Origin of the sequence: Pseudomonas alvandae (genome assembly GCF_019141525.1) — a bacterium.
GTDB classification, from domain to species: domain Bacteria; phylum Pseudomonadota; class Gammaproteobacteria; order Pseudomonadales; family Pseudomonadaceae; genus Aquipseudomonas; species Aquipseudomonas alvandae.
Genome location: NZ_CP077080.1, coordinates 3,406,344 through 3,430,265 on the forward strand (window position 1 = coordinate 3,406,344; position 23,922 = coordinate 3,430,265).

20 protein-coding genes are annotated in these 23,922 nt (G+C 62.6%); 8 read left to right on the plus strand and 12 right to left on the minus strand.

The annotated features are described in order from the left end of the window. Positions 1 to 20 precede the first annotated feature (20 nt). The 5 genes from KSS97_RS15190 to KSS97_RS15210 all read right to left on the minus strand — a co-directional run bounded on the left by KSS97_RS15190 (position 21) and on the right by KSS97_RS15210 (position 6,592). Positions 21 to 1,124, minus strand: a complete 1,104-nt coding sequence (locus KSS97_RS15190; protein ID WP_217859502.1) for a WD40/YVTN/BNR-like repeat-containing protein — start codon at positions 1,122 to 1,124, stop codon at positions 21 to 23. 67 nt (positions 1,125 to 1,191) lie between these two features. After that, positions 1,192 to 2,553 (minus strand): DUF1329 domain-containing protein, encoded by a 1,362-nt coding sequence (locus tag KSS97_RS15195; protein WP_217859503.1) that lies wholly within the window; start codon positions 2,551 to 2,553, stop codon positions 1,192 to 1,194. Between the two features lie 15 nt (positions 2,554 to 2,568). Continuing rightward, the gene (locus KSS97_RS15200) at positions 2,569 to 4,218 is read right to left on the minus strand and encodes a DUF1302 domain-containing protein (protein ID WP_030138927.1); all 1,650 of its coding nucleotides are present in this window, start codon (positions 4,216 to 4,218) and stop codon (positions 2,569 to 2,571) included. Positions 4,219 to 4,281: 63 nt separating this feature from the next. Then, positions 4,282 to 5,049 carry a coniferyl-alcohol dehydrogenase gene (locus KSS97_RS15205; RefSeq protein ID WP_217859504.1) on the minus strand — a complete coding sequence of 256 codons (768 nt, stop codon included), beginning with the start codon at positions 5,047 to 5,049 and terminating at the stop codon, positions 4,282 to 4,284. Positions 5,050 to 5,119: 70 nt separating this feature from the next. Beyond that, a complete protein-coding gene (locus tag KSS97_RS15210; RefSeq protein ID WP_217859505.1) occupies positions 5,120 to 6,592 on the minus strand; it encodes a benzaldehyde dehydrogenase in 1,473 nt (490 codons plus the stop codon). Positions 6,593 to 6,877: 285 nt separating this feature from the next. Here KSS97_RS15210 and KSS97_RS15215 point away from each other — a divergent pair, with 285 nt between their 5' ends. Beyond that, the gene (locus tag KSS97_RS15215; RefSeq protein ID WP_217859506.1) at positions 6,878 to 8,653 is read left to right on the plus strand and encodes a sigma-54-dependent Fis family transcriptional regulator; all 1,776 of its coding nucleotides are present in this window, start codon (positions 6,878 to 6,880) and stop codon (positions 8,651 to 8,653) included. Between the two features lie 58 nt (positions 8,654 to 8,711). Here the strand turns inward: KSS97_RS15215 and KSS97_RS15220 are convergent, their stop codons facing one another. Then, a complete protein-coding gene (locus KSS97_RS15220) occupies positions 8,712 to 9,623 on the minus strand; it encodes an AraC family transcriptional regulator (protein ID WP_217859507.1) in 912 nt (303 codons plus the stop codon). A gap of 262 nt (positions 9,624 to 9,885) precedes the next feature. Here KSS97_RS15220 and KSS97_RS15225 point away from each other — a divergent pair, with 262 nt between their 5' ends. From KSS97_RS15225 to KSS97_RS15235, 3 genes are all read left to right on the plus strand, one after another. Next, positions 9,886 to 11,199 (plus strand): ABC transporter substrate-binding protein, encoded by a 1,314-nt coding sequence (locus tag KSS97_RS15225; RefSeq protein ID WP_217859508.1) that lies wholly within the window; start codon positions 9,886 to 9,888, stop codon positions 11,197 to 11,199. Between the two features lie 91 nt (positions 11,200 to 11,290). Beyond that, positions 11,291 to 12,064 carry an L-iditol 2-dehydrogenase gene (locus KSS97_RS15230; protein WP_030138933.1) on the plus strand — a complete coding sequence of 258 codons (774 nt, stop codon included), beginning with the start codon at positions 11,291 to 11,293 and terminating at the stop codon, positions 12,062 to 12,064. Between the two features lie 195 nt (positions 12,065 to 12,259). Then, on the plus strand, positions 12,260 to 13,111 hold the full coding sequence (locus tag KSS97_RS15235) for a CAP domain-containing protein (RefSeq protein ID WP_030138934.1): 852 nt from the start codon (positions 12,260 to 12,262) through the stop codon (positions 13,109 to 13,111). Between the two features lie 104 nt (positions 13,112 to 13,215). Here KSS97_RS15235 and KSS97_RS15240 read toward each other — a convergent pair whose 3' ends face one another. After that, positions 13,216 to 14,082, minus strand: a complete 867-nt coding sequence (locus tag KSS97_RS15240; RefSeq protein ID WP_030138935.1) for a LysR family transcriptional regulator — start codon at positions 14,080 to 14,082, stop codon at positions 13,216 to 13,218. A gap of 101 nt (positions 14,083 to 14,183) precedes the next feature. Between KSS97_RS15240 and KSS97_RS15245 the strand changes: the two genes are divergently transcribed. From KSS97_RS15245 to KSS97_RS15255, 3 genes are read left to right on the plus strand one after another with little or no spacing between them, the layout of a single operon-like run. Next, complete coding sequence (locus KSS97_RS15245; protein WP_217859509.1) at positions 14,184 to 15,533, plus strand: acyclic terpene utilization AtuA family protein; 1,350 nt, start codon at positions 14,184 to 14,186, stop codon at positions 15,531 to 15,533. Continuing rightward, positions 15,533 to 15,856, plus strand: a complete 324-nt coding sequence (locus tag KSS97_RS15250; RefSeq protein ID WP_030138937.1) for an AtuA-related protein — start codon at positions 15,533 to 15,535, stop codon at positions 15,854 to 15,856. Before KSS97_RS15245 ends, KSS97_RS15250 begins: the two co-directional genes overlap by 1 nt. A gap of 51 nt (positions 15,857 to 15,907) precedes the next feature. Next, positions 15,908 to 17,215 (plus strand): CitMHS family transporter, encoded by a 1,308-nt coding sequence (locus KSS97_RS15255; protein ID WP_217859510.1) that lies wholly within the window; start codon positions 15,908 to 15,910, stop codon positions 17,213 to 17,215. A 3-nt stretch (positions 17,216 to 17,218) separates the two neighbouring features. On the opposite strand, the gene KSS97_RS15260 is transcribed toward KSS97_RS15255, so the two are convergent. Then, positions 17,219 to 18,118 carry an NAD(P)/FAD-dependent oxidoreductase gene (locus KSS97_RS15260; protein WP_217859511.1) on the minus strand — a complete coding sequence of 300 codons (900 nt, stop codon included), beginning with the start codon at positions 18,116 to 18,118 and terminating at the stop codon, positions 17,219 to 17,221. 126 nt (positions 18,119 to 18,244) lie between these two features. On the opposite strand from KSS97_RS15260, the gene KSS97_RS15265 reads away from it, so the two are divergent. Next, positions 18,245 to 18,694 carry an Rrf2 family transcriptional regulator gene (locus KSS97_RS15265; protein ID WP_030138940.1) on the plus strand — a complete coding sequence of 150 codons (450 nt, stop codon included), beginning with the start codon at positions 18,245 to 18,247 and terminating at the stop codon, positions 18,692 to 18,694. A 171-nt stretch (positions 18,695 to 18,865) separates the two neighbouring features. On the opposite strand, the gene mqo is transcribed toward KSS97_RS15265, so the two are convergent. From mqo to pqqA, 4 genes are all read right to left on the minus strand, one after another. Further along, positions 18,866 to 20,509 carry a malate dehydrogenase (quinone) gene (gene mqo, locus KSS97_RS15270; protein ID WP_030138941.1) on the minus strand — a complete coding sequence of 548 codons (1,644 nt, stop codon included), beginning with the start codon at positions 20,507 to 20,509 and terminating at the stop codon, positions 18,866 to 18,868. Between the two features lie 432 nt (positions 20,510 to 20,941). Continuing rightward, positions 20,942 to 22,312 carry an ATP-binding response regulator gene (locus tag KSS97_RS15275; protein ID WP_030138942.1) on the minus strand — a complete coding sequence of 457 codons (1,371 nt, stop codon included), beginning with the start codon at positions 22,310 to 22,312 and terminating at the stop codon, positions 20,942 to 20,944. Then, positions 22,296 to 23,453, minus strand: coding sequence for an alcohol dehydrogenase-like regulatory protein ErcA (gene ercA, locus KSS97_RS15280; protein ID WP_217862001.1), 1,158 nt, complete (start codon positions 23,451 to 23,453; stop codon positions 22,296 to 22,298). Before ercA ends, KSS97_RS15275 begins: the two co-directional genes overlap by 17 nt. A 133-nt stretch (positions 23,454 to 23,586) precedes the next feature. After that, positions 23,587 to 23,658, minus strand: a complete 72-nt coding sequence (gene pqqA, locus KSS97_RS15285) for a pyrroloquinoline quinone precursor peptide PqqA (protein WP_003243383.1) — start codon at positions 23,656 to 23,658, stop codon at positions 23,587 to 23,589. Between the last annotated feature and the right edge of the window lie 264 nt (positions 23,659 to 23,922).

The following is a 23,922-nucleotide window of genomic DNA, read 5'->3' on the forward strand; positions in this document are numbered from 1 at the left end:
TAGCGCTACACCGTGAAGTTTCAAGGTTTGCCGGACGCCCGTGGGTCCTGGTCAGCGGCCACGCCGCTCAAGCCGACGCTGGCCAGGCTGCCGTCGACCGCCTGTTGCACGGCAGCGACAGTGCCGCCGCTGCGAACCTGGCGTTTGTCAAAACTGTGGCCCTGGTCATGACTGAAGAGCAGCTCGCCACTCTGGCTGGCCAACAACAGGCTGCCGTCGCGCAGTTCCACGGCAGTCGCCAGAGTCGATTCGAGACCGGTATCAAGACGTCGCCAGCTGTTGCCACGGTCATCGGAGCGCCAGGCATTTCCCCGCAGGCCGTAGGCAATCAAGGCCCCATCACGCGTCGCGAGCAGGCCGAAAAAGCTGCCCTCGTAAGGGGATTTCAGCGCCTGGAATGACTGTCCGGCATTGGTCGAACGCAACAGCAAGCCGCGCTCTCCCACCAGCAACAGATCGTTGCCCAGGGCGCGGATGCCATACAGGTTCAACCCTTGGGGATTGTCGACATGTTGCATCCACGGTTGCCAGCTTCGCCCGCCGTCGTCGGTGCGGTAGATCTGGTTGTAGGCACCTACCACGTAGCCGTGCAGGCGGTCGCTGAAGTACAGGTCCAAGAACGGTTTATCCGGTCCGTCCTCGAGCATGTGCCGGGCCTGGGCCAGGTTGCCGGCGCCGCCCGGTTGATGGGCGTCGCGCTCGGCAACGTGCACCGCCAGCGCGATGGCGCGCTCGCCGTCGAGTTGTTTTTGCCAGGTTTCACCGCCGTCCTGGGTATGCAGCACCACCCCCAGGTGACCGACCGCCCAGCCCTGCTCGGCATCGACGAATTGCACCGCCGTCAGGCTGACGCTGACCGGCACCTGGGCCTGGCGCCAACTGACGCCAGCGTCATCCGAAAGCAGCACGATCCCACGCTCGCCGACCGCCACCAGGCGTTCGCCGGCCCGGGTCAGCCCCAGCAATACCGCGCGCTGGGCCTTGGCCGTCGGTATCGCCGGTTGCTGCAGCACGGCCAATGTCGTGGCCTGCGCGACCCAGGGCCCGCTCGCCAACAGGCACAACGCCAAGGCGCAAACGCTCCGTAGCGGACCGCGCCGTGCAAAGATTCTTTCAACGCTCATGTCTTTATCTCGCCTGGAAAATCACAAGCGGCCACGGCGCATTTGCCGCGACACGGCCGCCACAGGTTCAGCGCATGTTTTCGTTGGCCATGGCGTCCGGCGTGAAATACGACGCCGAAGGCTTGGCGACTTTCTGGTACTGAACCGCCAGGTCGTTGCTCGATGAGTTGAGGAAATAGGCCCCGGTGTCGAGGTTGTAGCTGCCCCACATGACCTGTGCGGTCAGGGCCGGCAGGTCTGGCGCCAGCAGCGTCAACGAATACATCTGCCGACCGAGTTTGCCTTGGGCGTCATAACCGTCGGCCATCAGGATCTGCCAGGAGTCTTCGTCGACGTAGTAGGTGCGGCGCGGCACGACATGGCGCTTGCCGGATTTGAGCGTGGCCTCGACCACCCAGACCCGATGTTTCTCCCAGCGCACCAGATCCGGGTTGAGGAAATTCACCCTGACCAGATCGTCGCTCTTGGCCAGTGCGGCGCGGTTATTGTTGTAAGGGACGATCAGCTCTTTCTTGCCCACCAGCTTGAGGTCGTAGCGATCGGTCGGCCCGAACAGCATGAACGCTTCGTCGAACAGGCCGACGCCAGAGGTCACGAAGTCCGGCGTGTCATAGGCAATGTTCGGCGCCCGGCGAACCCGGCGCTGGCCGACCAGGTACTGCCAGGCCGCACGGTTGGCCGGGTCCAGGTCCCAATGGGTCATCAGGCCTTCGCCGGCCTTGGACGACGGCAACTCGGTGAACAGCTTGCCCAGCAGGTACTTGCCCGAATAGTTTTCCGGGCTGCCGCCTTCGACGTAGTAGGGAAACTGGTACGTGTATTGGGCCCGGGTCGCCTGGACTTTCTTGCCACCAGCGGTCATCAGCCAGGTATCGAACGGCGAGCTGATGGTGTCACCGCCCTGCCAGGACAAGCGGTAGTTCCACAACACTTGCGCACCGTTTTCCGGGATCGGGAATGGAATGCCACCGTAGGCGTTGGAGACTTTTTCGCTGTCCACGTCCAGCGTGGCGCGGGTGGCGTTCTTGCCGGTGTTGTCATAGACCCATTGCGGCGCGGCCGCCGACCGATGGGTCGGGTACACGTCGAGGCGATAGTCCGGGTATTTCTTCAGCAACAACTTGGTGCCTTCGGCCAGTTCGCCTGCGTACTGTTCGATGTTCGAGGCCTTGATCGCGTACAGCGGTTTTTCCCCGGCGAATGGGTCCGGTCGTTTGTCTCCCGGTTTATAGCCGGGCGCAACCTGGGTGTAGCCGCCCTGCCAGGCCGGAATGCTGCCATCGGCATTGGCGGCACGCTCGGCGCCGAAGGGGGTCAAGTCGGTTTTCAGGCGCGCGGCCTGATCAGGCGCCACCGCCGCCTGCGCCAGGCCCGTGCTGGCCAGCGCCAGGGTCAGGAGGCAGGTGTTCAGGAATGTTGTGTTCTGCATGGCGAATCCACCTTATTAGAATGAGGTTTTCACGTAGAGCGAGACGAAGTCGCGGTCGGCCAACGACTGTCCGTAACTGAAATTGCCGTCCTCGCGCAGCCCGGCTTTCGGTGCGCCAAAGAAATTCACGTAGTTGAGGCCGACGTCCCAGCGTTGCAGATAAGTCGCCTTGAGCCCGACGCTCCAGTCGCCGGAGTGGGTATTGCCGAAGCCGGACTTGTTGACCGCCGAGGAGCGCCCATCAAGCACGATCCCCATCCCGATCGGCACGGTCAGGTCGATCCCATCGATGATCTGGAAGTACGCCGGCTCCATCAGGACGCGGAGCGCCGTGGCATCGCGGGTGGTGTTGGAGTCCAGCGCGGCCGCGTTTTCAGTCACGCTCAAGGTGCGGTTCCACGCCAGTTCAGCCAGGGCCGAGCCGCCGTCCCAGAACGCGGTGGGCGACAGCAGGTAAATCGCCGACAGGTTGGCGTGAGCGGTCTTGCCCCTGGCAAACAACGCGTTGTCGCCACCATCGGCTTCGACGCCGGGAGCCACCACTTGCAGGTTGCTCACCAGCGGCGCGTTCCAGCGCACCGAGGTTTCACCGGCGAAGTTGAACGGGCCGTAGGCCGTGGAGAAGCTCATGCCAGCGGTCTTGATGTCTTCGGCATAGACCTGGCGGTAGGACCCCAGGATCGGCAATCCGCTGGCCGCCGCTGCCGGGCCGTCCAAATAGGCGTACAAGCCGATTGGCGCTTTGTCATGGTACTGGGCCGCGTAGAAACCCAGTTCCAACTCAGTGCCGCTCGGTTTGAAGCGGATCTGCATACCGCCCTGCCCCGAGTTACGCGGTTTCAGGTCGCCGCCATTCACCGTGTCGTTGCCGAACACTTCGCGCAGCGGACCACTGCCGTAACCGATGGGATCGGCATCGCTCAGGTAGCTGCCGGCGCCGGGCAGGTTGGAACGCTCCCACTCGAACTGATAGTAGGCGCCCACCGACAACTGCGGGTTGATCTGCAACTGCCCGGAGATCTGATTGACCGGCCGCAGGATTTCCTTGAATTGTGTGCCCGGCACGCTGAGCAACTTGACCACATCGGTCGGCCCCTGGGCATTGGCGATGCCGTTGCCGCCGTAGAACAGGCTTTCGCCGTAGATCAGGCTGTGTCGGCCCAGGCGCGCGACGCCTTGGGAGTCTTCGCCCAGATCGCCGCGCAAGAACACGAAGGCGTCGAGGATTTCCGCGTCGCGACCATGAAGCTTGCGGGTTTCGCTGAGGAAATGCGGTTGTTCGCTGCTGTCGGTGTCCTGGTTGTAGATGTCGTCGTACCAGGCCGCGCCGCTCACCCGCAGCCCGTAGTTTTGCCGGCTGAGGTCCATTTCGGAAAACAGGTCCAGGCGGTTGGAGACCAGGCCACTGCTGAAATTCTTGTCGCCCTGGCTCTGGATCGACGGGTACAGGCCGTTGGCGGTGGGCGCGTTGGTCAAGCGACTGTCCTGCCCATGCAGGCGCCAGGCCTGGCTGTACTTGATGGTGTTGTCCCAACGCAGTTTCCAGTCGGAATCGCCCAGGTCCATTTGCATGGCCTCGACCGTCTCGACCATCACACCCGCGCTGCATAACGCCAGGAACAGGGCGCACTGCTTGAAACCAAGGCAATCTTTGACGTTATCCATGGAGGCTTCTCATTATTGTTATTTTCGGATAGCGGCTTGCGCCGCGTGCTACGGATAAGCCCTTCAGATGTAGGTGGATGCCAATCCTCCATCGACCGGCAGGTTGACGCCGTTGATCCAGCGCGATTCTTCGGCACACAGGAAGGCGATCACCGCCGCCACCTCATCGGCGTAGGCGGGACGTTTCATGCGATGGGCATCGGCCTGGGTCCGGGCCTCGCCGAGCATGCTCACGAAATCATCGAGAATGGGGGTAAAGACCGGGCCTGGCGCGACGCTGTTCATGCGCACCGAATGTTCGAGGAACCAGGGCTGGGCCTGCACATAGGTCCAGACAATCAAGGCTTCCTTGAAGTACTGGTAACAGGTCGGGGCCGGCACCGGATGCTCGGCCAGCCAGGCTTGCCCGGCGGCGAAACCTTCGAGGCGTGCCAGCGCCTTGTGCTGTTCCAGGCGCAATGGCCATTCGGCACCCAGGATCGAGGCGATGTTGACGATGCTGCCGCCCGCGTTGATGCGCGGCAGCAACGCTTGGCTCAAGTGACGCAAGCCGAGGTAGTTGACCCGCGCCAACAGTTGCGGATCGGCGGTGCCCGGCACCCCGGCAATGTTGCAGAGGCTGTCGAACCGCGCGGGCAGCTGCGGCAGCAGCCTGTCGATGTGCTCGGCGCTGCTCAAATCGCCCTGCACAAAACCGTCCAGGGTCATGTGCGGCGCCTTGAGGTCGACGCCGATCACCTGGGCGCCCTGGGCTCGCAGCAGGCTCGCCGTGGCGGCGCCGATGCCCGACGAGACGCCGGTTACCAGCACAATCTTGTTGTCGAGTTTCATGTTGAGTCCTCTTGTTATTGTTGTCTGCTCGCAGGGCCTTCAGCTCATCCGCCCCGATACAACCGGCTTGTCAGAACGGGTAGATGGGCGCCTTGTCCTTGACCGTCACCCACTGCCATTGGGTGTACTCATCCCAGTCCGCCGGACCGCCCACATTGCCGCCATTGCCCGAGGCGCCGCGCCCGCCGAACGGGTTGATGCACTCGTCGGCGACGGTCTGGTCATTGATGTGCAACAGGCCGCACTGCAAGCGCTCACCGATCGCCATGGCCCGGCCCACCGACGGTGAAATGACCGCCGCCGCCAAGCCGTACTCGGTGCGATTGGCCAATTCGATGGCTTCGTCATCGGTGGCGAAGCTGACCACCGTTGCCACAGGCCCGAACACCTCCTCGTCGAAGGCCCGCATGCCGGGCTTCACGCCGCTGAGCACGGTGGGCTGATAAAACAGCCGATCGTGATTGCCACCGGTTTCCAGTCGCGCCCCGGCGCGCACGCTGTCGCTGACGATGTCATGGACCCGTTGCAACTGGCGCTGATTGATCAGCGGCCCCAGCGCCGCTTCGCCCTGGGCGGCGTTGCCGACGGTCAAGGCCTGGGCCTTCTCCACGAGTCGGCGGGTCAGCTCTGCAGCGATGGATTCATGGGCAAGGATCAAACCGGTGGCCATGCAAATCTGGCCTTGGTGCAGCCAGGCGCCCCAGGCCGCGTTACGGGCCGCAAGGTCGAGGTCGGCGTCTTCCAGAATGATCAGCGGGTTCTTGCCGCCCAGCTCCAGCGCGACTTTCTTCAGGTTGCGCCCGGCCACTTCAGCGACCTTGCGACCGGCACCGGTGGAACCGGTAAACGCGATCATGCGCACGTTGGGATCACGACACAGCGCCTCACCGGCGTCCGCCGCCCCGGGCAACACCTGCAGCAAGCCTTTGGGCAAGCCTGCGGCTTCGAACAACCGGGCAATGAGAAAACCGCCACTCACCGGGGTCTGCGCGTCCGGCTTGAGCACCACCGCGTTGCCCGCCGCCAGGGCCGGCGCGACAGAGCGCATGGACAGCACCAGGGGAAAGTTGAAGGGCGAAATCACCCCGACCACGCCATGTGGCTGGCGACGCGCATAAGACAAGCGCCCGGCTTCGCTGGGCAGCACCACCCCGTGGGCCTGGGACAACATGCCCGCTGCCTGATGCAGCAACACGATCGCTTCGCGTACCTCATGCTGCCCCTTGAACAGCGCCGCGCCGGTTTCCCGGGCGACGTACAGCGCCAGTTCGTCAAAGGCCTGCTCGGCCACGTCGGCGGCCTTGCGGAAGATCGCCGCGCGTTGCCGCGGGCCCAGCGCCGCCCATGCCGGTTGGGCCAAGGCAGCATCGCGACTGGCCTTGGCTATGTCGGCGGTGTCGGCGGTGGCGCTGTACATCAGCCGCTCACCCGTGGCCGGTTCGATAATCGAATGCATCGGGCCCGAGGCCTTCACCCAATCACCGTTGAAGACACATTCCGACTCGATCACCTGGGACAGCAGTTGGCTTTTGGATGCAGACATTTAAAACTCCCGGCTCTTTGTTGTTGTCATCGTTCGCCGCGCCTGGAAGGCATCGAGGCAAACGCCGTACGGGTGCCTGAGCAAGCGCTGTGCCGGTTTGTGCCAGAGCGCCGGATAAACCTGGCGCAAGGCTCTGGCCTGGGGATCTCAGCCTTATGCGGCGCGGATGGGTCATTCGGCAACCTGGCCGTTGGCCAGCCACTGCTTGTTCATTTGATAAAGTTATGCTTAATAACTATCTCGCCAGGTGATCATTTCGATCATCCCGCCATCAGGGGCATAACAATGAATAATCCCCACTGTCCGCTGCCGGATCATCGCTTCGCCGCCGAACCGTTTCGTCCAAGGGGCGACAGCAACTCGCTGGACGACAGCAGCTCGCCCACCCCGGCGGAGTTGGCGGACTGCCTGTTCTTTTCTCCCGACGACGGGCGCATCTGGCTCAACGACCAGCGCATGTTGCTGCTGCACAGCTCGTCGTTCGGCGCTTTGCGCCGAGAAATCATCGGGCGCCAGGGGCTGGAACAGGCGCGCGGCATGCTCACTCGCACGGGCTACACCTCTGGCGCGCGGGACGCCCGGCTGATTCGCGAGCGCTGGCCACGGGCCGATGCCGCCGCCGTGTTTCGCGCCGGCACGCACCTGCATACGCTGGAGGGCATGACCAAGGTCGAACCCCTGCACTTCAAGTTCGATGCGGACTCGGGGTTCTATGAAGGCGAGTTTCTCTGGCACCACTCCTGCGAGGCCGACGAGCATGTCGCCGCCTTCGGCACCGGGCAGGATCCGGTGTGTTGGACTGAGTTGGGCTATGCCATCGGTTTCGTCAGTGGCTTGTTTGGGCAACTGGTGATCTTTCGCGAAGTGGAATGCCGGGGCATGGGGCATGAGCGCTGCCGGGTCGTTGGCAAGACCGCCGAGCAATGGGGCGACATCGAGCGCGACCTGAGTTACCTCAACGCGTCGCAACCGGCGGTGGCCCTGGAGCCGGGCGCACGGACCGAGGGTGTCGCCAGCAGCGTCCCGCTGCCGGACAGTGAACAGCCCTTGATCGGCGCGAGTGCGACATTCAATGCCGCCACCCAGGCCCTGCAGCGAGTGGCCCTGACCCCCGCCACCGTCCTGGTCAGCGGCGAGTCCGGAGTGGGCAAGGAAATGTTCGCGCGCCAACTGCACCAACTGAGCCGGCGCCGCGACGGTCCGTTCATCGCACTCAACTGTGCGGCCATCCCGGACAACCTGATCGAAGCCGAACTGTTCGGCGTCGAGCGCGGTGCCTACACCGGGGCCACCCATTCTCGTCCCGGCCGGTTCGAGCGGGCCAACGGCGGCACGTTGTTCCTCGATGAGATCACCTGCCTGAGCCTGGCTGGCCAAGGCAAGCTGCTGCGCGCATTGCAAGAACGGGAAATCGAGCGAGTCGGCGGTGGACATGGGATCAAGGTCGATGTGCGGGTCGTCGCGGCAACCAACATCGACATGCGCAAAGCCGTGGCGCAGGGTGATTTTCGTGAAGACCTGTTCTACCGGCTTAACGTCTACCCCATCGCCCTGCCGCCCTTGCGCGATCGCCGCGATGATGTCCCTCTGCTGATCAATGCCTTCCTCAAGCGATTTTGCCTGGAATATGGCCGTACCCCCGTGGGCCTGACCATGCGCGCCTTGAAGATGCTGCTGCGCTATGACTTCCCCGGCAACGTGCGGGAATTGCAGAACCTTATCGAGCGCGGCTTGATTGCCAGCGAAGAAGGCCAGGCCATCGACCTGGTGCACCTGTTTCGCGATGAGCGACTGCCCGTGGACGCGTATTCGGTCGATGGCAACGGCGGGCTCTCGCCATCGGCCAAGGCAGCGAGCGATGGCACGACCGGAACATCGCTGCTGCAGTCCCTACGCCAATCGGGAGCGGATTTCAGCATTGATGGCCTGGAATCACGCCTGATCAACGAAGCCTTGCAGATGAGCGACGGCAACCTCGCCGCGGCTGCTCGGTCGCTGGGGCTGAGCCGGGCGCAGTTCGCCTATCGGTTGAAAAAGCATCAGCTCGTGAGCGATGAATGAGCCAAGTCCAGGCATGTGGCGAGGGCGCTTGCTCCCTCGCCACGGATTTTGTTGAGGCTCAGTCCGTCGTGCCCGCCGCCATGACGCTACGGCGATAGTCGCTGGGCGTCTGGTTCGTTTCGATGCGGAAGTGCCGATTGAAGTTGGACAGGTTGTTGTAGCCGACTTCAAAACAGATGTCAGTCACGGCCATTTCACTGTGGGACAGCAATCGACAGGCACGCTGGACGCGGAGCTTGCGCATCAGGTCGATGAATCCGTGACCGGTGATGCGTTTGAAAAATCGTGAGAAGCCAGGTTCGCTCATGCCCAGTTGCCGGGCGATCACCGACACTCGAAGGTCGCCGGTGAGCTCGGCTTGCAGGTATTCGAAGGCTTTCTGGATGCGCGCCGAGCTGCGGGCATCCAGGGCAGGCGCATAGCACGGGCTTGCCAGGCATTGGACCTCGCGCTCGCTGGCGCGGCCAAGGGTATCGAGCAGTTCGAAAAACAATGCCAGGCGCGCCAGCCCCTGGGCCGGTCCGATCGCTTCGAGCAGGTACGCCGCCTGGCGCGCTGTGTCGCCGCTGAAGGCCAGCCCTCGCCGGGCGCGCTCGAATAACCTGTGCAGATCACCCAGTTCCGGCAGCGTCTGACGTATCGACATCAGCGTGGCACCGTCGAACTGCAACACCACGTCGCGCCCAGCCAGGCACTCGCCCGGCGCCAGGTCCCCCATCCAGTCGTGGGGCAAATCCGGACCGATCATTGCCACATGACCGGGGCCGAAGGGCCCGATGTAGTCACCTGCCAGGAGCCTGCCGCTGCCGTGGCGAATCAAGTGGATCTCGAATTCCGGGTGATGGTTCCAGCGCGCCATCGCGTAGGGATAGTCATGCTCGTACCAGCGAAAGCTGTGTTCGGGCTCGGGCAGGATGACTTCCAGTTCGGCCGGTCGCTGGTCGTACAGGAGCGTTCGGTGATCAGGCATGTCGCGCCTCTTTATCGTTATAGCCGGCACCTTACGTCGATCGCACAGCGGTACGCCAGCCTTGAACCGACCGGCCACTGATACTTTTTTAACAGTGCCCGCCGAGGTTAAAAAAGTACCTGCAGTCGATCCTTTTCGCATTTGTCGGCCTTTGACGGCGCTGATGTAATCGGCTTGCCATTGACGGCTGGCAGGTCGGTCCTGCCTCCATGGCTTTCCAACAATAATAATCCTGCGCCCAGGCGCAGCTCTGGAGAAACCCATGAAAATGCTGCGCAAGGCGCTCGTCATGTCCGCGGGGCTGTCCTTCGCCCTGGCCGGCCACGCCGCCGAAACCATCACCATCGCCACCGTCAACAATGCCGACATGATTCGCATGCAAAGGCTTTCGAAAGCATTCGAGGCCGAGCATCCGGACATCAAGCTGAATTGGGTGGTGCTCGAAGAAAATGTCCTGCGCCAACGCCTGACCACCGATATCGCCACCCAGGGCGGGCAATTCGACGTATTGACCATCGGCACCTACGAAACCCCGCTATGGGGCGCCAAGCAATGGCTCGAACCGATGACCAACCTGCCCGCCGCCTATGACCTGGAAGACATATTTCCTTCGGTGCGCCAGGGGCTTTCAGTCAACGGCACCCTTTACGCCCTGCCCTTTTACGGCGAAAGCACCGTTACCTACTACCGCACCGATCTCTTCAAGCAGGCCGGGCTCAGCATGCCCGGGCACCCCACGTGGGGCCAGCTTGGCGAATACGCGGCCAAGCTTCATCAGCCCGACAAGGATCAGTACGGCCTGTGCCTTCGCGGCAAGGCCGGCTGGGGCGAGAACATCGCCTTGCTCAGTACCCTGGCCAACACGTTCGGGGCTCGTTGGTTCGATGAGCAGTGGAAGCCGCAATTCGATAGCCCGGAATGGAAGGCCGCCGCGAGCTTTTACGTCGATACGCTAAAGAAATATGGACCGCCGGGGCTGACCAGCAATGGTTTCAACGAAACCCTGGCGTTGTTCAACAGCGGCAAGTGCGCCATTTGGGTCGATGCAAGCGTCGCCGGCTCGTTCATCACCGACACCAGCCAGAGCAAGGTGGCCGACCGCGTCGGCTTCGCCGCGACTCCTACGCAAGTGACAGACAAAGGCGCGTCCTGGCTGTACGCATGGTCGCTGGCAATTCCAACCAGCTCCCGCCATAAGGACGCCGCCAAGTCTTTCGTCACTTGGGCCACCTCCAAAGACTACGTGCAATTGGTTGCCAAAGAGGATGGCATCAGCAACGTGCCACCCGGCACTCGTACCTCCACGTACAACGACGCCTACCTGAACGCCGCGCCCTTTGCGCGAATCACGCTGCAAATGATGCAGAAAGCCGACCCGGCGCACCCCACGGCCAAGCCAGTGCCTTACGTGGGCATCCAGTACGTGACCATTCCCGAGTTCCAGGCCATTGGTACATCGGTTGGCAAGCTGTTTACCGCCGCGCTCACTGGCCAGATATCCGTGGAACAAGCCCTGGCGTCGGCGCAATCGAGCACCGAACGAGAAATGAAACGGGCCGGATACCCAAAGAAATAATGGCATGGCCATTCCCGTGGTGAGGGAGCTTGCTCCCTCACCACAACGGTTCACAGACACACATTTTTTTATTCAGGACAGGATCTCCCCCATGAAACGACTGCAAGGAAAAAGCGCGCTGGTCACCGGTGCTGCCCGTGGCATTGGCAAGGCGTTCGCCCAGGCCTATGTCGATGAAGGCGCCACTGTGGCGATCGCCGATATCGACCTGGATCGGGCCCGGGAGACTGCCGCTGAATTGGGCGACAGCGCCTATGCCGTCAGGATGGACGTGACCGATCAGGCATCAATCGACCAGGCCATCGATTCCGTCGTGGCCCGGGCAGGCAAGTTGGACATCTTGATCAACAATGCGGCGCTGTTCGACCTGGCGCCCATCGTCGAGATCACCCGGGAGAGCTACGAGCGGCTGTTCTCCATCAACGTCGCCGGCGCACTGTTCACGCTGCAAGCCGCCGCCCGCCAGATGATCCGCCAGGGCCACGGCGGCCGGATCATCAACATGGCGAGCCAGGCCGGCCGCCGTGGCGAGGCCCTGGTGGCGGTCTACTGTGCCTCCAAGGCTGCCGTGATCAGCGTGACCCAATCCGCCGGGCTGGATTTGATCAAGCATCGGATCAATGTCAACGCCATTGCGCCAGGGGTGGTGGACGGTGAACACTGGGACGGCGTCGACGCAATGTTCGCCCGTCATGAAAACCTGCCCTTGGGCGAAAAGAAGCGTCAGGTCGGGCAACAGGTGCCTTATGGCCGGATGGGCACCGCGCAGGATCTGGTTGGCATGGCGATTTTCCTGGCTTCGGCCGACAGCGAATATGTGGTAGCCCAGACCTATAACGTCGACGGCGGTAACTGGATGAGCTGACGATCCTGAAGTTTTATGGCCTTGAGACGACGAAAATGGACCTATTCGCCTGAAAATTGATCCCACTACTTGAGGATCATCCCGAACGGTACCCAACGGTGCCGTTCCAAGGGATTTCAAGAGAGCGTGAATACCGTTGCCCCAGCCGGGCAAAAATTGCGCATCATAGGCGCCGTCCGCTCAAGGGAGATTTACATGCGTGCCATTTTTTCCGTCATGCGTCTTGCCGCGCTGTCGCTGGGACTGGCCTTTGCCGCCAATGCCGCAGCCACCGAAGAGACGCAACTGGTCGAGTCCATCAATCTTTACCGCAGCCAATCCCAAAGCTGCGCGGGCCAGGCTTCCCTGGAGCTGCCGCCGCTGGCTATGGATTCACGGTTGATCCTGTCGGCCAATGGCATCGGCGATTTGCAGCAAGCGTTGGCGCGGGCGGCCTATCCGATGGTCAACGTGCAGGCCATCAGCCTGTCCGGTCCTCGGGACGCCCAGGCTGCGATGAAGGCTGTACAGGAAAGTTTTTGCCAAGTCGTGCTGGACCCGCAGTTCGTGGACATCGGCGTGAGTCGACTGGACCGGGAATGGCGCATCGTGCTGGCTCGCCCACTGTTGTCGGCGCGCCTCGGGGATTGGCAGGCCGAAGGCCAGAAACTGCTCAAGCTGATCAATAGCGCCCGCGCGCAGCCACGCCGCTGCGGCACCGAAGCGTTCGCCGCCACGACACCGCTGGCCTGGAACGCCGATCTGGCCCTGGCTGCGGTGAATCACACCCGCGCCATGGCCAACAACAATTTCTTCGACCACAAGGACCGCGATGGGCGCATGCCGGGCGATCGCGCCGAACTGGCCGGTTACCTGGCGCAGGTCATCGGCGAAAACATCGCCGCCGGGCAGGACACGGCGTTGAAGGTGGTGGACGGCTGGCTGGCGAGCCCGGGGCACTGCGCCAACTTGATGAATCCGCAATTTCGCGAGTTGGGGGCCGGGTATGCGATGGACCCGAAGAGCGATGCGGGGATTTATTGGACGGCGATGTTTGGTACTCAGTAGTTATGTTGACCGTGCTTTCGCCATCGCGAGCAAGCTCGCTCCCACAAAGGGATGCCGCAATCAGTGTGGGAGCGAGCTTGCTCGCGATGGCAGCGCATCGGGTCTTACTCCTGCCGCAATACCCGCCGCACATGCCCCATGAACTGGCTTAACGACGGTGACGGGGCCACCGGCTTGCGCTGCAGCAAGCCAATCGAGCGTTTTGCCGGTTGATCAATGGCAGTGACCGCGCACTGCTCACCGATGTTGAACACCGCCGTGCAACTGGCCGGCAACAAGGAAAACCCCAGCCCCTCGCGGACCAGCGCCGTGGCCGTGCTCATGTGCGCCACTTCCCAGGCGGGGAACGGATCGACATTCAAATAACGCAACGCCGCGTCGGCCAACGGCCGGATGCTGGTGTCCGGCGTCAGGGCGATATAGGGCTGCTGTTTCCAGTCGCGGTGATGATCCTTGTGGCTGAGCAGGACCAGGTTGTCATCCAGCAGGCGCTCGAAGCTCAAGCCTGACAAGTCGTCCGGCAACGAACTGATGCCGGCGTCCACCTCGCCGCGCTGCACCCAACCCATGATTTCCCCGGCGCGACCATCCAGAAGATGCACCTTCACGCCTGGGTGCTCACGCTGGAACGAGGCGATAACCACCGGCAGGAATGAAGCGGCGGCGGTCGGCAGCGCCGCCAGCCGGAGCGTGCCACGGCTCAAGCTGAGAGTGTCGCGGGCATCGCGCACGGCGTCGTCCATGTCCCGCAGCATGCGCCGGGCCTGGGGCAGGAAATGCTCACCGGCGGGCGTCAACTCGACGCTGCGGGTGTTACGCGCGAGCAACTGCAAACCCATGCTCTCTTCCAGTTTGCGGATGCTGTAGCTCAGCGCCGGCTGGGACAGGTGCAGTTGCTCGGCCGTGCGGGTAAAACTGGAGGTTTCAGCGATCAGGATGAAGGCGCGAAGCTGGCGGAAGGAGACGTTCATGGCCCACTCATAAAATTAATGGATCAATTGATTCTACCTTTAAAATTCACAGAACAATCCAGCGTCTCCACTATAGGGCCACCCTTCAGTGGAAAACGGACATGACAAAAACAATTCTCGTCGGGTGTGGCGCCGGTTTCGCCAATGACCGGCCTGACGCCGCCCTGCGCCTGGCCCAGGACCTGGCACAACGCAGCGGCCAACGCTACATCATGCTGGAGCTGTTGGCGGAACGGACCCTGGCCGAGGCGCAATTGCGCAAGCGTCTCGACCCGCAGGCCGGTTATTCCGCCCGATTGTTCGATTTTCTCGAGCCCATGCTGGACCTTTGCATCGAAGCCGGCATCCCGATCATCACCAACGGCGGCGCCGCCAATCCTAGGGCTGCCGCCCAGCGATTGCGCCACGCCCTGGCGGGTCGTTTCCCTGGGCTGAAGATCGCTTGCGTGCTGGGTGACGACCTCTTGGACGAAACACCTGCGCGCTACGCACGATGGCTGTCGTCCGATCCGCAGGAACAGCCTGTATCCGTAAACGTCTACACCGGCGCCGACGGTATCGTCCAGGCGTTGACCGACGGTGCCGGCATCGTCCTGTGCGGCCGTGTCGCCGACCCCTCGCTGGCCGTCGGTGCGATCCGCCACGGGTTGGGTTGGAAAGCCGACGATTGGCAGAAAATCGCGGTAGCGACGGCGGCTGGACACTTGCTGGAGTGCTGTACCCAGGTCACCGGTGGCTATTTTGCCCACCCCGGCATGAAAGACATTCCAGACCCGGCGAATCTCGGTTGTCCGATTGCCGAGATCCACGAGGACGGCCGCTTGATCATCGGCAAGACCCGCGACAGCGGCGGCCGGGTCAGCGAGCAGACTGTGAAGGAGCAGCTTCTTTACGAAGTCCACGACCCACGACGCTACCTGACGCCGGACGTTGTACTGGACCTTGGCGAAGCCCGCGTGCAGGACCTGGGCGAAGACCGTGTCGAGCTCAACGGCCTGCTCGGCCATCCGCGCCCCGAGACCCTGAAAGGCTTGGCAGGCGTGCGCGGCCTGTGGTTTGGCGAGGCGGAAATATCTTATGCCGGCCCCGGCGCCTTGGCGCGTGCGGCCTTGGCGCGAGAAATTCTGCTGGAACGTTTCGACCGATTGGCGCCAGGCCTGCAGCCCTGGATCGATATTTCCGGCGTCGCCAGCCTGTTCAACGACCAGGGCGGTCGCTATCTGCAACAGCAACTCGCCCAGGCCCCGGCCCTGGAGGATGTGCGCGTACGCATCGGCCTGACCCACAGCGACCGACCGCTGGTAGAAACGCTGTTGGTCGAAGTGGAGTCGCTCTACACCAACGGACCGGCAGGCGGCGGTGGCGTGCGACGACATCTCGTCGAGGCCGTCACCACGCGAAGTTTCCTGCTGCCGCGCGATGAAATCCACACGACTCTGGAGTGGTACTGATGAACCTCGTTACCCTCGCCGATTTCGCTCACGCCCGTGCTGGCGACAAAGGCAACATCCTCAGCATCGCGGTGTTTCCCCACGACGCGGCCCACTACGCCTGGTTGCTACAGACGTTGACCTGCGAGCGGGTCGCCGAGCAATTCGCGACGCGACAACCCTCCAGGGTGCACCGCTATGAACTGCCGAACCTGAACGCACTGAACTTCGTCCTGGAGGATGCCCTGGAAGGCGGCGTGAACCGCAGTTGCGGCCTGGACCGCCACGGCAAGAGCCTGAGTTACCTGCTGTTGGCCTTGCGCCTGCCAGGTCCGCAAGACTGACCGATTCATTTGCCCGAACCAACCGACAACAATAAAAAGAGAGGCTGCAACATGATTACAACCCTGGGTTTCCTGATGATGCTGGCCATCATCGGACTGATATTGCTGCGCAGGATCAGCCCGGTGGTGGCGTTCACCACCCTTCCCGTGGTCGTTTGCCTGCTCGCCGGCTTCAATCTTGGCCAGATAGGCGAGTTCATCAAGGCCGGCCTGATCACGGTGGCCCCGACCGCAGCGCTGTTCCTGTTTGCCATCTTGTTCTTCGGCATCATGCGTGACCGAGGATTGTTCGATCCGCTGGTCAACCTGCTGATCCGCAGCACCGGCGGCAAGCCGCTGGCCGTGGCGTTGGTGACGGTTTTGGTGACGTCCGTGGTGCATCTCGACGGCGTTGGCGCCGCCACGTTCCTGCTGACTATCCCGGCGCTGCTGCCCTTGTACAAACGCCTGAACATGAGCCCGGCGATGTTGCTGTGCCTGGTGGGTACCACGGCGGGCGTCATCAACATGGTGCCTTGGGGCGGCACGACCGCCCGCGCCGCCGCCGTGTCAGGCCTGGATGCCACCGAGCTGTGGCTGGGCTTGTTGCCGGTGCAGATGGTGGGCCTGGCGTGCATGCTCGGGGTGGCGACGGTATTGGGCTTGCGCGCCCAACGTCGCCAACCGATGTCGCTGGGCGCCGCCGCGACGTGTGACATGGACAACCTGCAAACCCAAAACCGCGAATTCAGCCTTTCCCCACGGGAGCTGCGCTACTGGCTGAACGTCGGTCTCACCGCTGGGATCCTGGTGTGCCTGTTTACCGGCATCTTTCCGCTGTACGCCTGTTTCATGGTGGGACTGGGCATTGCCCTGCCGCTGAATTTCCCAACCCTGGACGCCCAGGCCGAACGCCTCAAGGCCCACGCGTCCGATGCGCTGCAAATGGTCCTGGTGATGATGGCCGCCGCCGTCCTGCTGGGAGTCCTCTCCGGCGCGAAGATGTCCGACGGCATGGCCTTGGCGCTGATCGATATCCTGCCCGCAGGTTCTGCCCAATACCTGCACGTGATCGTCGGTTTCTTCGGTGTGCCCCTGGGCATGATCTTTTCGCCGGACGCCTATTACTTCGCGCTCCTGCCGGTGATCAAGGATGTGGCCGCCGCGGCCGGCGTTCCCCTTGAAGCCGTCGCCCGGGCCATGTTGATCGGCGAAAACACCGGATTCTCCATCAGCCCGGTGGTCCCCAGTGTGTACCTGGCCCTGGCGCTGTCCGGCGTGGAACTGCGCAAGCACATGGCCTATACGTTTTTCTGGGCCTGGGGCGTCAGTCTGGTGATGCTCGTTTTCGCCGTGGCAACGGGTGCGGTACAAGTCTGAGCGTCAAGGGTGGGCCTGGAAGATCAACGACCGATGCACCCCCGAGCCCGCCCTCACCCCATCGCCAACGGCCAGCGCGACCGAGCCGAACGGCATCGCCGCGTCGCCACAGGCAAACACCCCGGGAACGCTGGTCTCCCGGGTCATCGGGTCGGTCTGGATGAACGCCCCGAGCGGGCCTTCTTCAAAGTTGCAACCCAGGGACGCGGCGAGTGAACTGGCAACGCGGGTACGCGGCAAGACAAACAGGCCATCAATGGCGATCACCCGCCCGTCCACCAACACCACGTTGGCCCGTTCGCCTTCAATACGTTCGACGCGTTCCGGCACCAGGGTTACACCACGTTGCGCCAGGCTTTGCCGTTGCTCAAGGTCGGGCTCGAATACGCCATTGGTGAAAAAAGTGGTCGGCCCCCAGTCGGGCAGCATCAGGGCATGGTGCAACGACATCGGCGACGTCGCCAGCACACCGATCGGTCCCTGCTCCAACTCATAGCCGTGGCAGTACGGACAATGAAAGACACTTTTCCCCCAGCGCTCCGTCAGCCCTGGCACATCGGGCAATTCATCGATCACGCCGGTGGCGAGCAACAGGCGTTTGGCACTGTAGCGTTGCCCGTGGGCAGTCTCCATGACGAATCCGTCTGCGTCCCGGACGGCGTGGATCGCGCTATCCGACGCCCATTCCACGGTTGGATAATCCATGAGCTGTGCGCGGGCGTCGTTGACAATGTCACCTGGAGCGCGACCGTCCTGTCCGAGAAACCCATGGGAAGTCGCGGCAAACCGGTTGCGACGCTGACCGGCGTCGATCACCAGCACTTTTTGGCGGGCGCGGGCCAACTGAAGACCTGCGGACAGGCCGGCGTAGCTGCCGCCAGCGATGATGATGTCGTGTTCCATGGGGACGATCTCCTGTTTTGGGATTTTCTCGAAACATCGTATGTTTCTTGAAAAGTGCCTGTCAACAGTCTCGTAACTTTTGCGATTACAGGCGATACTCGGCGCAGATTTCCTTCGGACCCGCCCATGAGAAACGACACCCGCCTATCGCGCATGCTGCACGTCCTGATTCATATGGATCGCCATCAGCAATCGGCCACCTCCGACACCCTCGCCCAAATGCTGGGCACCAACCCGGTGGTGGTGCGCCGAACCATGGCGTTGCTCAAGGAACAGGGTTACGTCACTTCGGAAAAAGGCCATCGCGGTGGCTGGAGCCTGGCTAAACCGTTGGCCGAGATGACGCTGCTGGACATTCATCAGGCGTTGGGCAGCACGTCGATCTTTGCCATCGGCCTGTCCACCGATCATCCGCAATGCCTGGTGGAACAGGCGGTGAATGCGGCGCTGACGGATGCGTTCGATGAGGCCCAGGCGTTGTTGCTCAAGCGTCTGGGCAGCATTACGTTGGCGCAGTTGGCGGAAGACTTTGATGCGCGGTTTCGGGGTGAGCCCAAGGCCGAGCCTCACCTCTAATCCCTGTGGGAGCGGGCTTGCCCGCGAAGGCTTTGGCACATCCAACATTATCTATTCAGGTGAATCGCATTCGCGAGCAGGCTCGCTCCCACAGGGGGGTAGTCCGGGGCACAAAAAAAAACGCCGCTCATTTTGAGCGGCGTTTTTGTACCTGACCGGATAGCGTCCGGTTTACAGCGCCATGTCAGCCGCTGGATTGGCTTCCCGAGCAGCAGCCGGCTTGGCCGGGGCTACAGGGGCCACTGCCTTGCCGATGGCCGGTGGTGGGTCCAGTTGCAGGACTTCGCTGGTGTAGGCCCATTCCTGCGCGACACGCTCAGGGCTGTCATTCAGCTTGGTGCCGTAGCTCGGTACGATCTGGCGCAGTTTTTCCTGCCAGGCCGGGGTGGCTACCTTGTCCTTGAAGACCTTCTCAAGCACCGTCAGCATGATCGGTGCGGCAGTCGAAGCGCCTGGGGAAGCACCCAGCAGGCCAGCGATGCTGCCGTCCTGGGAAGCGACGACTTCGGTGCCGAGTTTCAGCACGCCGCCCTTCTCTTCGTCACGCTTGATGATCTGCACACGCTGGCCGGCTTGCCACAGGCGCCAGTCTTCCTGCTTGGCGTCCGGGAAGTACTCCTTCAGCGCGTTGAAGCGGTCTTCGTCCGACAGCATCAGTTGGCCGGCCAGGTATTCCACCAGCGGGTACTGTTCGATACCGACCTTGGTCATCGGCCACACGTTGTGGGTCGTGGTGCTGGTCAGCAGGTCAAAGTACGAACCGTTCTTCAGGAACTTGGTGGAGAACGTGGCGAACGGGCCAAACAGGATCACGCGCTTGCCGTCCAGCACGCGAGTGTCCAGGTGTGGAACCGACATCGGCGGTGCACCCACCGAAGCCTTGCCGTAGGCCTTCGCCAGGTGCATCTGGGCAACGGTCGGGTTTTCGGTCACCAGGAACGAACCACCCACCGGGAAGCCGGCGTATTCACGGGCTTCCGGAATGTCCGACTTCTGCAGCAGGTGCAGCGCGCCGCCACCGGCACCGATGAAGACGAACTTGGCATCGGTCTCGGTTTCGGTACCGTCTTTCAAGTTCTTGTACGAAACGCGCCAGGAGCCGTCTTCGTTGCGGGTGATGTCTTCCACTTCGCTGGACAGCTTGAGGGAGAAGTTCGGCTTGGATTGCAGGTAAGCCGCGAACTGGCGTGTGATTTCGCCGAAGTTCACGTCGGTACCCAGCGGGCTCCAGGTCGCCGCGACTTTCTGGCTCGGGTCACGCCCTTGCATCATCAGCGGAACCCACTTGCTGATCTGCGCCGGGTCTTCGGAGTACTGCATGCCGGCGAACAGCGGGCTGGCCTGGAGTGCGTCGTAGCGCTTCTTCAGGAACGCGATGTTGTCGTCGCCCCACAGGAAACTCATGTGTGGCGTGGAGTTGATGAACGAGCGCGGGTTCTTCAGCACGCCGTTCTTGACCTGCCAGGACCAGAACTGACGGGAGATCTGGAACGCTTCGTTGATCTCGATCGCCTTGGAGATATCGACCTTGCCGTTCTTGTCTTCCGGCGTGTAGTTCAGCTCGGCCAGTGCGGAGTGACCGGTACCGGCGTTGTTCCAGCCGTTGGAGCTTTCTTCGGCAACACCGTCCAGGCGCTCGACCATTTCCATGGTCCAGCCCGGCTCCAGCTCATTGAGCCAGACACCGAGGGTCGAACTCATGATGCCGCCACCGATGAGCAAGACATCGACTTTTTTCGGCTCGGCGGCGTGCGTGGTCGCAAGACCCATCGCCATCGCCAGGCCTAGCAGCGCCGTGTGTGTTTTCTTCAACATGTGTGTATCCCTAGGATAAAACGCCATTCCGTCCCACAGTCCCGTTCAAGAATAGACCTCGCCCAATGCCAGGTCGGCGGACGGGTATCGAATGGACTGGAGGAAGGACCTACAGGGGCCGAGCGAATCGGCCTCGCATTTATGTCTCTCCGGCGCTGACTTCTTGTAGGTCTTGGCTTCAGCTGGGTGAGGGACACTGCAAAACGGTCTAGATCGGGCCTGCCGTGGCCGTGCCCGATTGTCGCAGCGGGGGGAGTTTACAGAATGAACCAAACAGACCGAAGCGCATTTTTGCATTCCTGACAAAAACGCCGACAAAAGAACCTTGGGAGCGAGCCTGCTCGCGAAGGCGGCGTGTCAGCCGGATCTCATCGGTTGACCTGACATCTTCGCGAGCAGGCTCGCTCCCACAGAGGGCTATGCAAGGCTTGGCTAGCCGAGCAACTGGCTCAACACTGCCCGCAACTTGCCTGGTTTGACCGGTTTGTTCAGCAGCGGCGCGTTCAGTTTGCGCAGGGCGCGGCGGCACTGGTCGCTGCGGTCGGCGGTGATGATCACGGCGGGGATTGCCTGCTGGAAATGCTCGCGCAGATGCCTGACCACTTCGCAGCCGACCACCCCATGATCGAGGTGGAAATCCGCCAGAACCAACTCCGGGGCGCGGCCTTGCAGGGCGTCGAAGGCGGCGGCTTCATCGGTGGCGGTCAACACCTCGCAGCCCCACTGCTCCAGCAGCGCCGCCATGCTTTGCAGGATGCTCACTTCATTGTCGATGACCAGCAGCCGTCGCCCCGGCAACGGATTGCCCGCGACCGCCTGCACCGGAACCTGGGACATGGGCAGCGGCCGTTCGGCGGACAGCGGCACGTTGATGCTGAACACCGAACCGCGTCCAGGCCGGGAGCGCACCTGCACCCGATAGCCGAGGATATGGGCGATGCGCTCGACGATCGCCAGCCCCAGGCCGACGCCCTTGCGATCCGCCGCCCGTCCCACGTCCAGTTGATTGAATTCGAGGAAAATCGACTCCAGGCAATCGGCGGCGATGCCGCGTCCCGTATCCCAGACTTCCAGGCTCAGGTGCCCTCCCCGCCGCCGCGCCGCCAGGAGAATGCCGCCCTGGTCAGTATAACGACAGGCATTGCTCAACAGATTGCGCAGGATGCGGGTCATCAGCCGCAGGTCGGTCAGCACCGCTTCGTCGCCGAACCGCACGCGCAGTTCCAGGCCAGCGGCACCGGCCACCGACTGGAATTCGGACACCAGCGGCGCCAACAACTCATCCAACCGATAAGGCGCGAGGTCTGGCTTGACGGCGGCCTGATCCAACCGGGAAATATCCAGCAGGTCGGCGAGCAGGTCTTCAGCGCCTTCGAGCGCCTGGTGCGTGCGCTCCACCAGCACGTGCTCGGCATTGGGCAGTTGTCGCTCGCGCAAGGTCGCGATCAGCAACCGCGCGGCGTTGAGGGGTTGCAACAGGTCATGGCTGGCGGCGGCCAGGTATTTATCCTTGCTGCGGTTGGCCGCTTGGGCTGCGTCCCGGGCATCGCGCAACTGTTGCTCGACCAGTTTGCGCTGGGCGATCTGCTGCTGCAGGTTGTGGTTGGCCTCCAGCAGCGCATCGGTGCGCTCGGCCACCCGCTGTTCCAGTTGATCGTTGAGCTGTTGCAAGCGTTGCCGGGCCTGCTCCAGCTCATCGAGACGCGCCGCCAGTTCCGGATAATGACTCTTGCGTGTCGAGTGGTTGCCCAGCCCCAGCAATCCGGCCAGGGCTTTTTGCTGCTCGTCAGAGGGCTTCGCCATAGACGACCTCGACATCCCGCTGGCTCGACTCCCGAGGGTTGGTAAGAATGCACGGGTCATGCATCGCATGTTGCGACAGGAACGGAATGTCCGAGGTACTCACACCGTGCAGCCCCAGGGTCTCGTGGAAACCGATGGTGCGCTTGAGGGCGATCAGGTGCTCCACCAGCCGGGTGCGGATCTGCCGATGGTTGAGCCCACGGCAATCGATGCCAAGGGTCTCGGCGATCACTTTGAAGCGGTCCGGCGCCGAGGTGTAGTTGAACGCTACCACGTGTTCCACCAGCACCGCGTTGCACAAGCCGTGAGGCAGGTCGAGAAAACCGCCCAGGCTGTGGGACATGGCGTGCACCGCACCGAGGATCGCGTTGGAGAACGCAAGCCCGGCCTGCATGCTGCCGAGCATGATCTTTTCCCGCAGGGCGACGTCCGCCGGATTGGCAATCATCTGCACCAGGTTGTTGTTGATCAGGCGCATCGCTTCCAGCGCGTGGGGATCGGTCAACGGTCCGTGGCCGGTGGAGACGAACGCCTCGATCGCATGCACCAACGCATCGATGCCGGTACAGGCCGACAGGAACGGGTCCATGCTCAAGGTCGTTTCCGGGTCGATCAACGACACGTCCGGCACGGCTGCCTTGCTGACGATGGAAAACTTCATGCGCTCTTGCTGGTTGGAGATGATGACGAACTGCGACACATCGGCAGAAGTGCCGGCCGTGGTGGGAATCAGGATCAGCGGCGGACTGGGCACATGCAGCGTGTCCACGCCTTCGAATTCAAGGATGTTGCGGCCATGGGCGACCACGATCCCGATCGCCTTGCCGCAGTCCATGGGGCTGCCGCCGCCAACCGCGACGATCACGTCGCAATGGTTCTCGCGGTAGGTCTCGGCACCGAGCATGACTTCCTCGACCCGAGGGTTGGGCGAGACGGCGCTGTAGATGCAGTAATCGATGCCCTGGGCTTGCAGGCTGGTCTCGACGTCGCCGACCCAACCGGCGGCGATCACCCCGGGATCGGTGACCACCAGCACCTTGCGGGCGCCGAAAGTCTTGGCGTAGTTGCCAACGTTGTGCCGACAGCCGGCACCGAACATGATTTCAGGGGAAACGAACTTGCGCAGGGGGCTGAGGCTCATCTTTTCAGTTGCGGGGCTCATGGGTAAGCCTGTTGTTATTGTCGAGGGATACGTTGAGCCTAAAGCATCCCGCCGTTAATGCAATCCGACCAATGGGTAGCCCGGCCTGACCGCGTCAAGCCGGGCCAGGCACTCATCGGTTGGCGAAGTACATCGTCACTTCAAAGCCAATACGCAGGTCGGTGTACGCGGGTTTAGTCCACATGGGTCTTTCCTCTTCTTGTACCGGGCGATTCCGGCAGGTTCATTAATGCACGGGGCGGTCAGGGCCCGAATGCTACTTTCGAAGCGGTGGGTGGGGTGCGTTGGTATTACAGGAACAGCGAGACTCCGTGGCGAGGGAGCTTGCTCCCGCTGGGCTGCACAGCAGCCCCAATTGAGCAGCCACACCATCAATATGGGCCTGAAAAGAAGGGCCGCTACGCGGCCCAGCGGGAGCAAGCTCCCTCGCCACAGGAGTCACTCGGTG

Bases quoted from the DNA above. Each gene is read 5' to 3' on its own strand.
- KSS97_RS15190 (WP_217859502.1), bottom strand. From the start codon at position 1,124: ATGAGCGTTGAAAGAATCTTTGCACGGCGCGGTCCGCTACGGAGCGTT.
- KSS97_RS15195 (WP_217859503.1), bottom strand. From the start codon at position 2,553: ATGCAGAACACAACATTCCTGAACACCTGCCTCCTGACCCTGGCGCTG.
- KSS97_RS15200 (WP_030138927.1), bottom strand. From the start codon at position 4,218: ATGGATAACGTCAAAGATTGCCTTGGTTTCAAGCAGTGCGCCCTGTTC.
- KSS97_RS15205 (WP_217859504.1), bottom strand. From the start codon at position 5,049: ATGAAACTCGACAACAAGATTGTGCTGGTAACCGGCGTCTCGTCGGGC.
- KSS97_RS15210 (WP_217859505.1), bottom strand. From the start codon at position 6,592: ATGTCTGCATCCAAAAGCCAACTGCTGTCCCAGGTGATCGAGTCGGAA.
- KSS97_RS15215 (WP_217859506.1), top strand. From the start codon at position 6,878: ATGAATAATCCCCACTGTCCGCTGCCGGATCATCGCTTCGCCGCCGAA.
- KSS97_RS15220 (WP_217859507.1), bottom strand. From the start codon at position 9,623: ATGCCTGATCACCGAACGCTCCTGTACGACCAGCGACCGGCCGAACTG.
- KSS97_RS15225 (WP_217859508.1), top strand. From the start codon at position 9,886: ATGAAAATGCTGCGCAAGGCGCTCGTCATGTCCGCGGGGCTGTCCTTC.
- KSS97_RS15230 (WP_030138933.1), top strand. From the start codon at position 11,291: ATGAAACGACTGCAAGGAAAAAGCGCGCTGGTCACCGGTGCTGCCCGT.
- KSS97_RS15235 (WP_030138934.1), top strand. From the start codon at position 12,260: ATGCGTGCCATTTTTTCCGTCATGCGTCTTGCCGCGCTGTCGCTGGGA.
- KSS97_RS15240 (WP_030138935.1), bottom strand. From the start codon at position 14,082: ATGAACGTCTCCTTCCGCCAGCTTCGCGCCTTCATCCTGATCGCTGAA.
- KSS97_RS15245 (WP_217859509.1), top strand. From the start codon at position 14,184: ATGACAAAAACAATTCTCGTCGGGTGTGGCGCCGGTTTCGCCAATGAC.
- KSS97_RS15250 (WP_030138937.1), top strand. From the start codon at position 15,533: ATGAACCTCGTTACCCTCGCCGATTTCGCTCACGCCCGTGCTGGCGAC.
- KSS97_RS15255 (WP_217859510.1), top strand. From the start codon at position 15,908: ATGATTACAACCCTGGGTTTCCTGATGATGCTGGCCATCATCGGACTG.
- KSS97_RS15260 (WP_217859511.1), bottom strand. From the start codon at position 18,118: ATGGAACACGACATCATCATCGCTGGCGGCAGCTACGCCGGCCTGTCC.
- KSS97_RS15265 (WP_030138940.1), top strand. From the start codon at position 18,245: ATGAGAAACGACACCCGCCTATCGCGCATGCTGCACGTCCTGATTCAT.
- mqo (WP_030138941.1), bottom strand. From the start codon at position 20,509: ATGTTGAAGAAAACACACACGGCGCTGCTAGGCCTGGCGATGGCGATG.
- KSS97_RS15275 (WP_030138942.1), bottom strand. From the start codon at position 22,312: ATGGCGAAGCCCTCTGACGAGCAGCAAAAAGCCCTGGCCGGATTGCTG.
- ercA (WP_217862001.1), bottom strand. From the start codon at position 23,453: ATGAGCCTCAGCCCCCTGCGCAAGTTCGTTTCCCCTGAAATCATGTTC.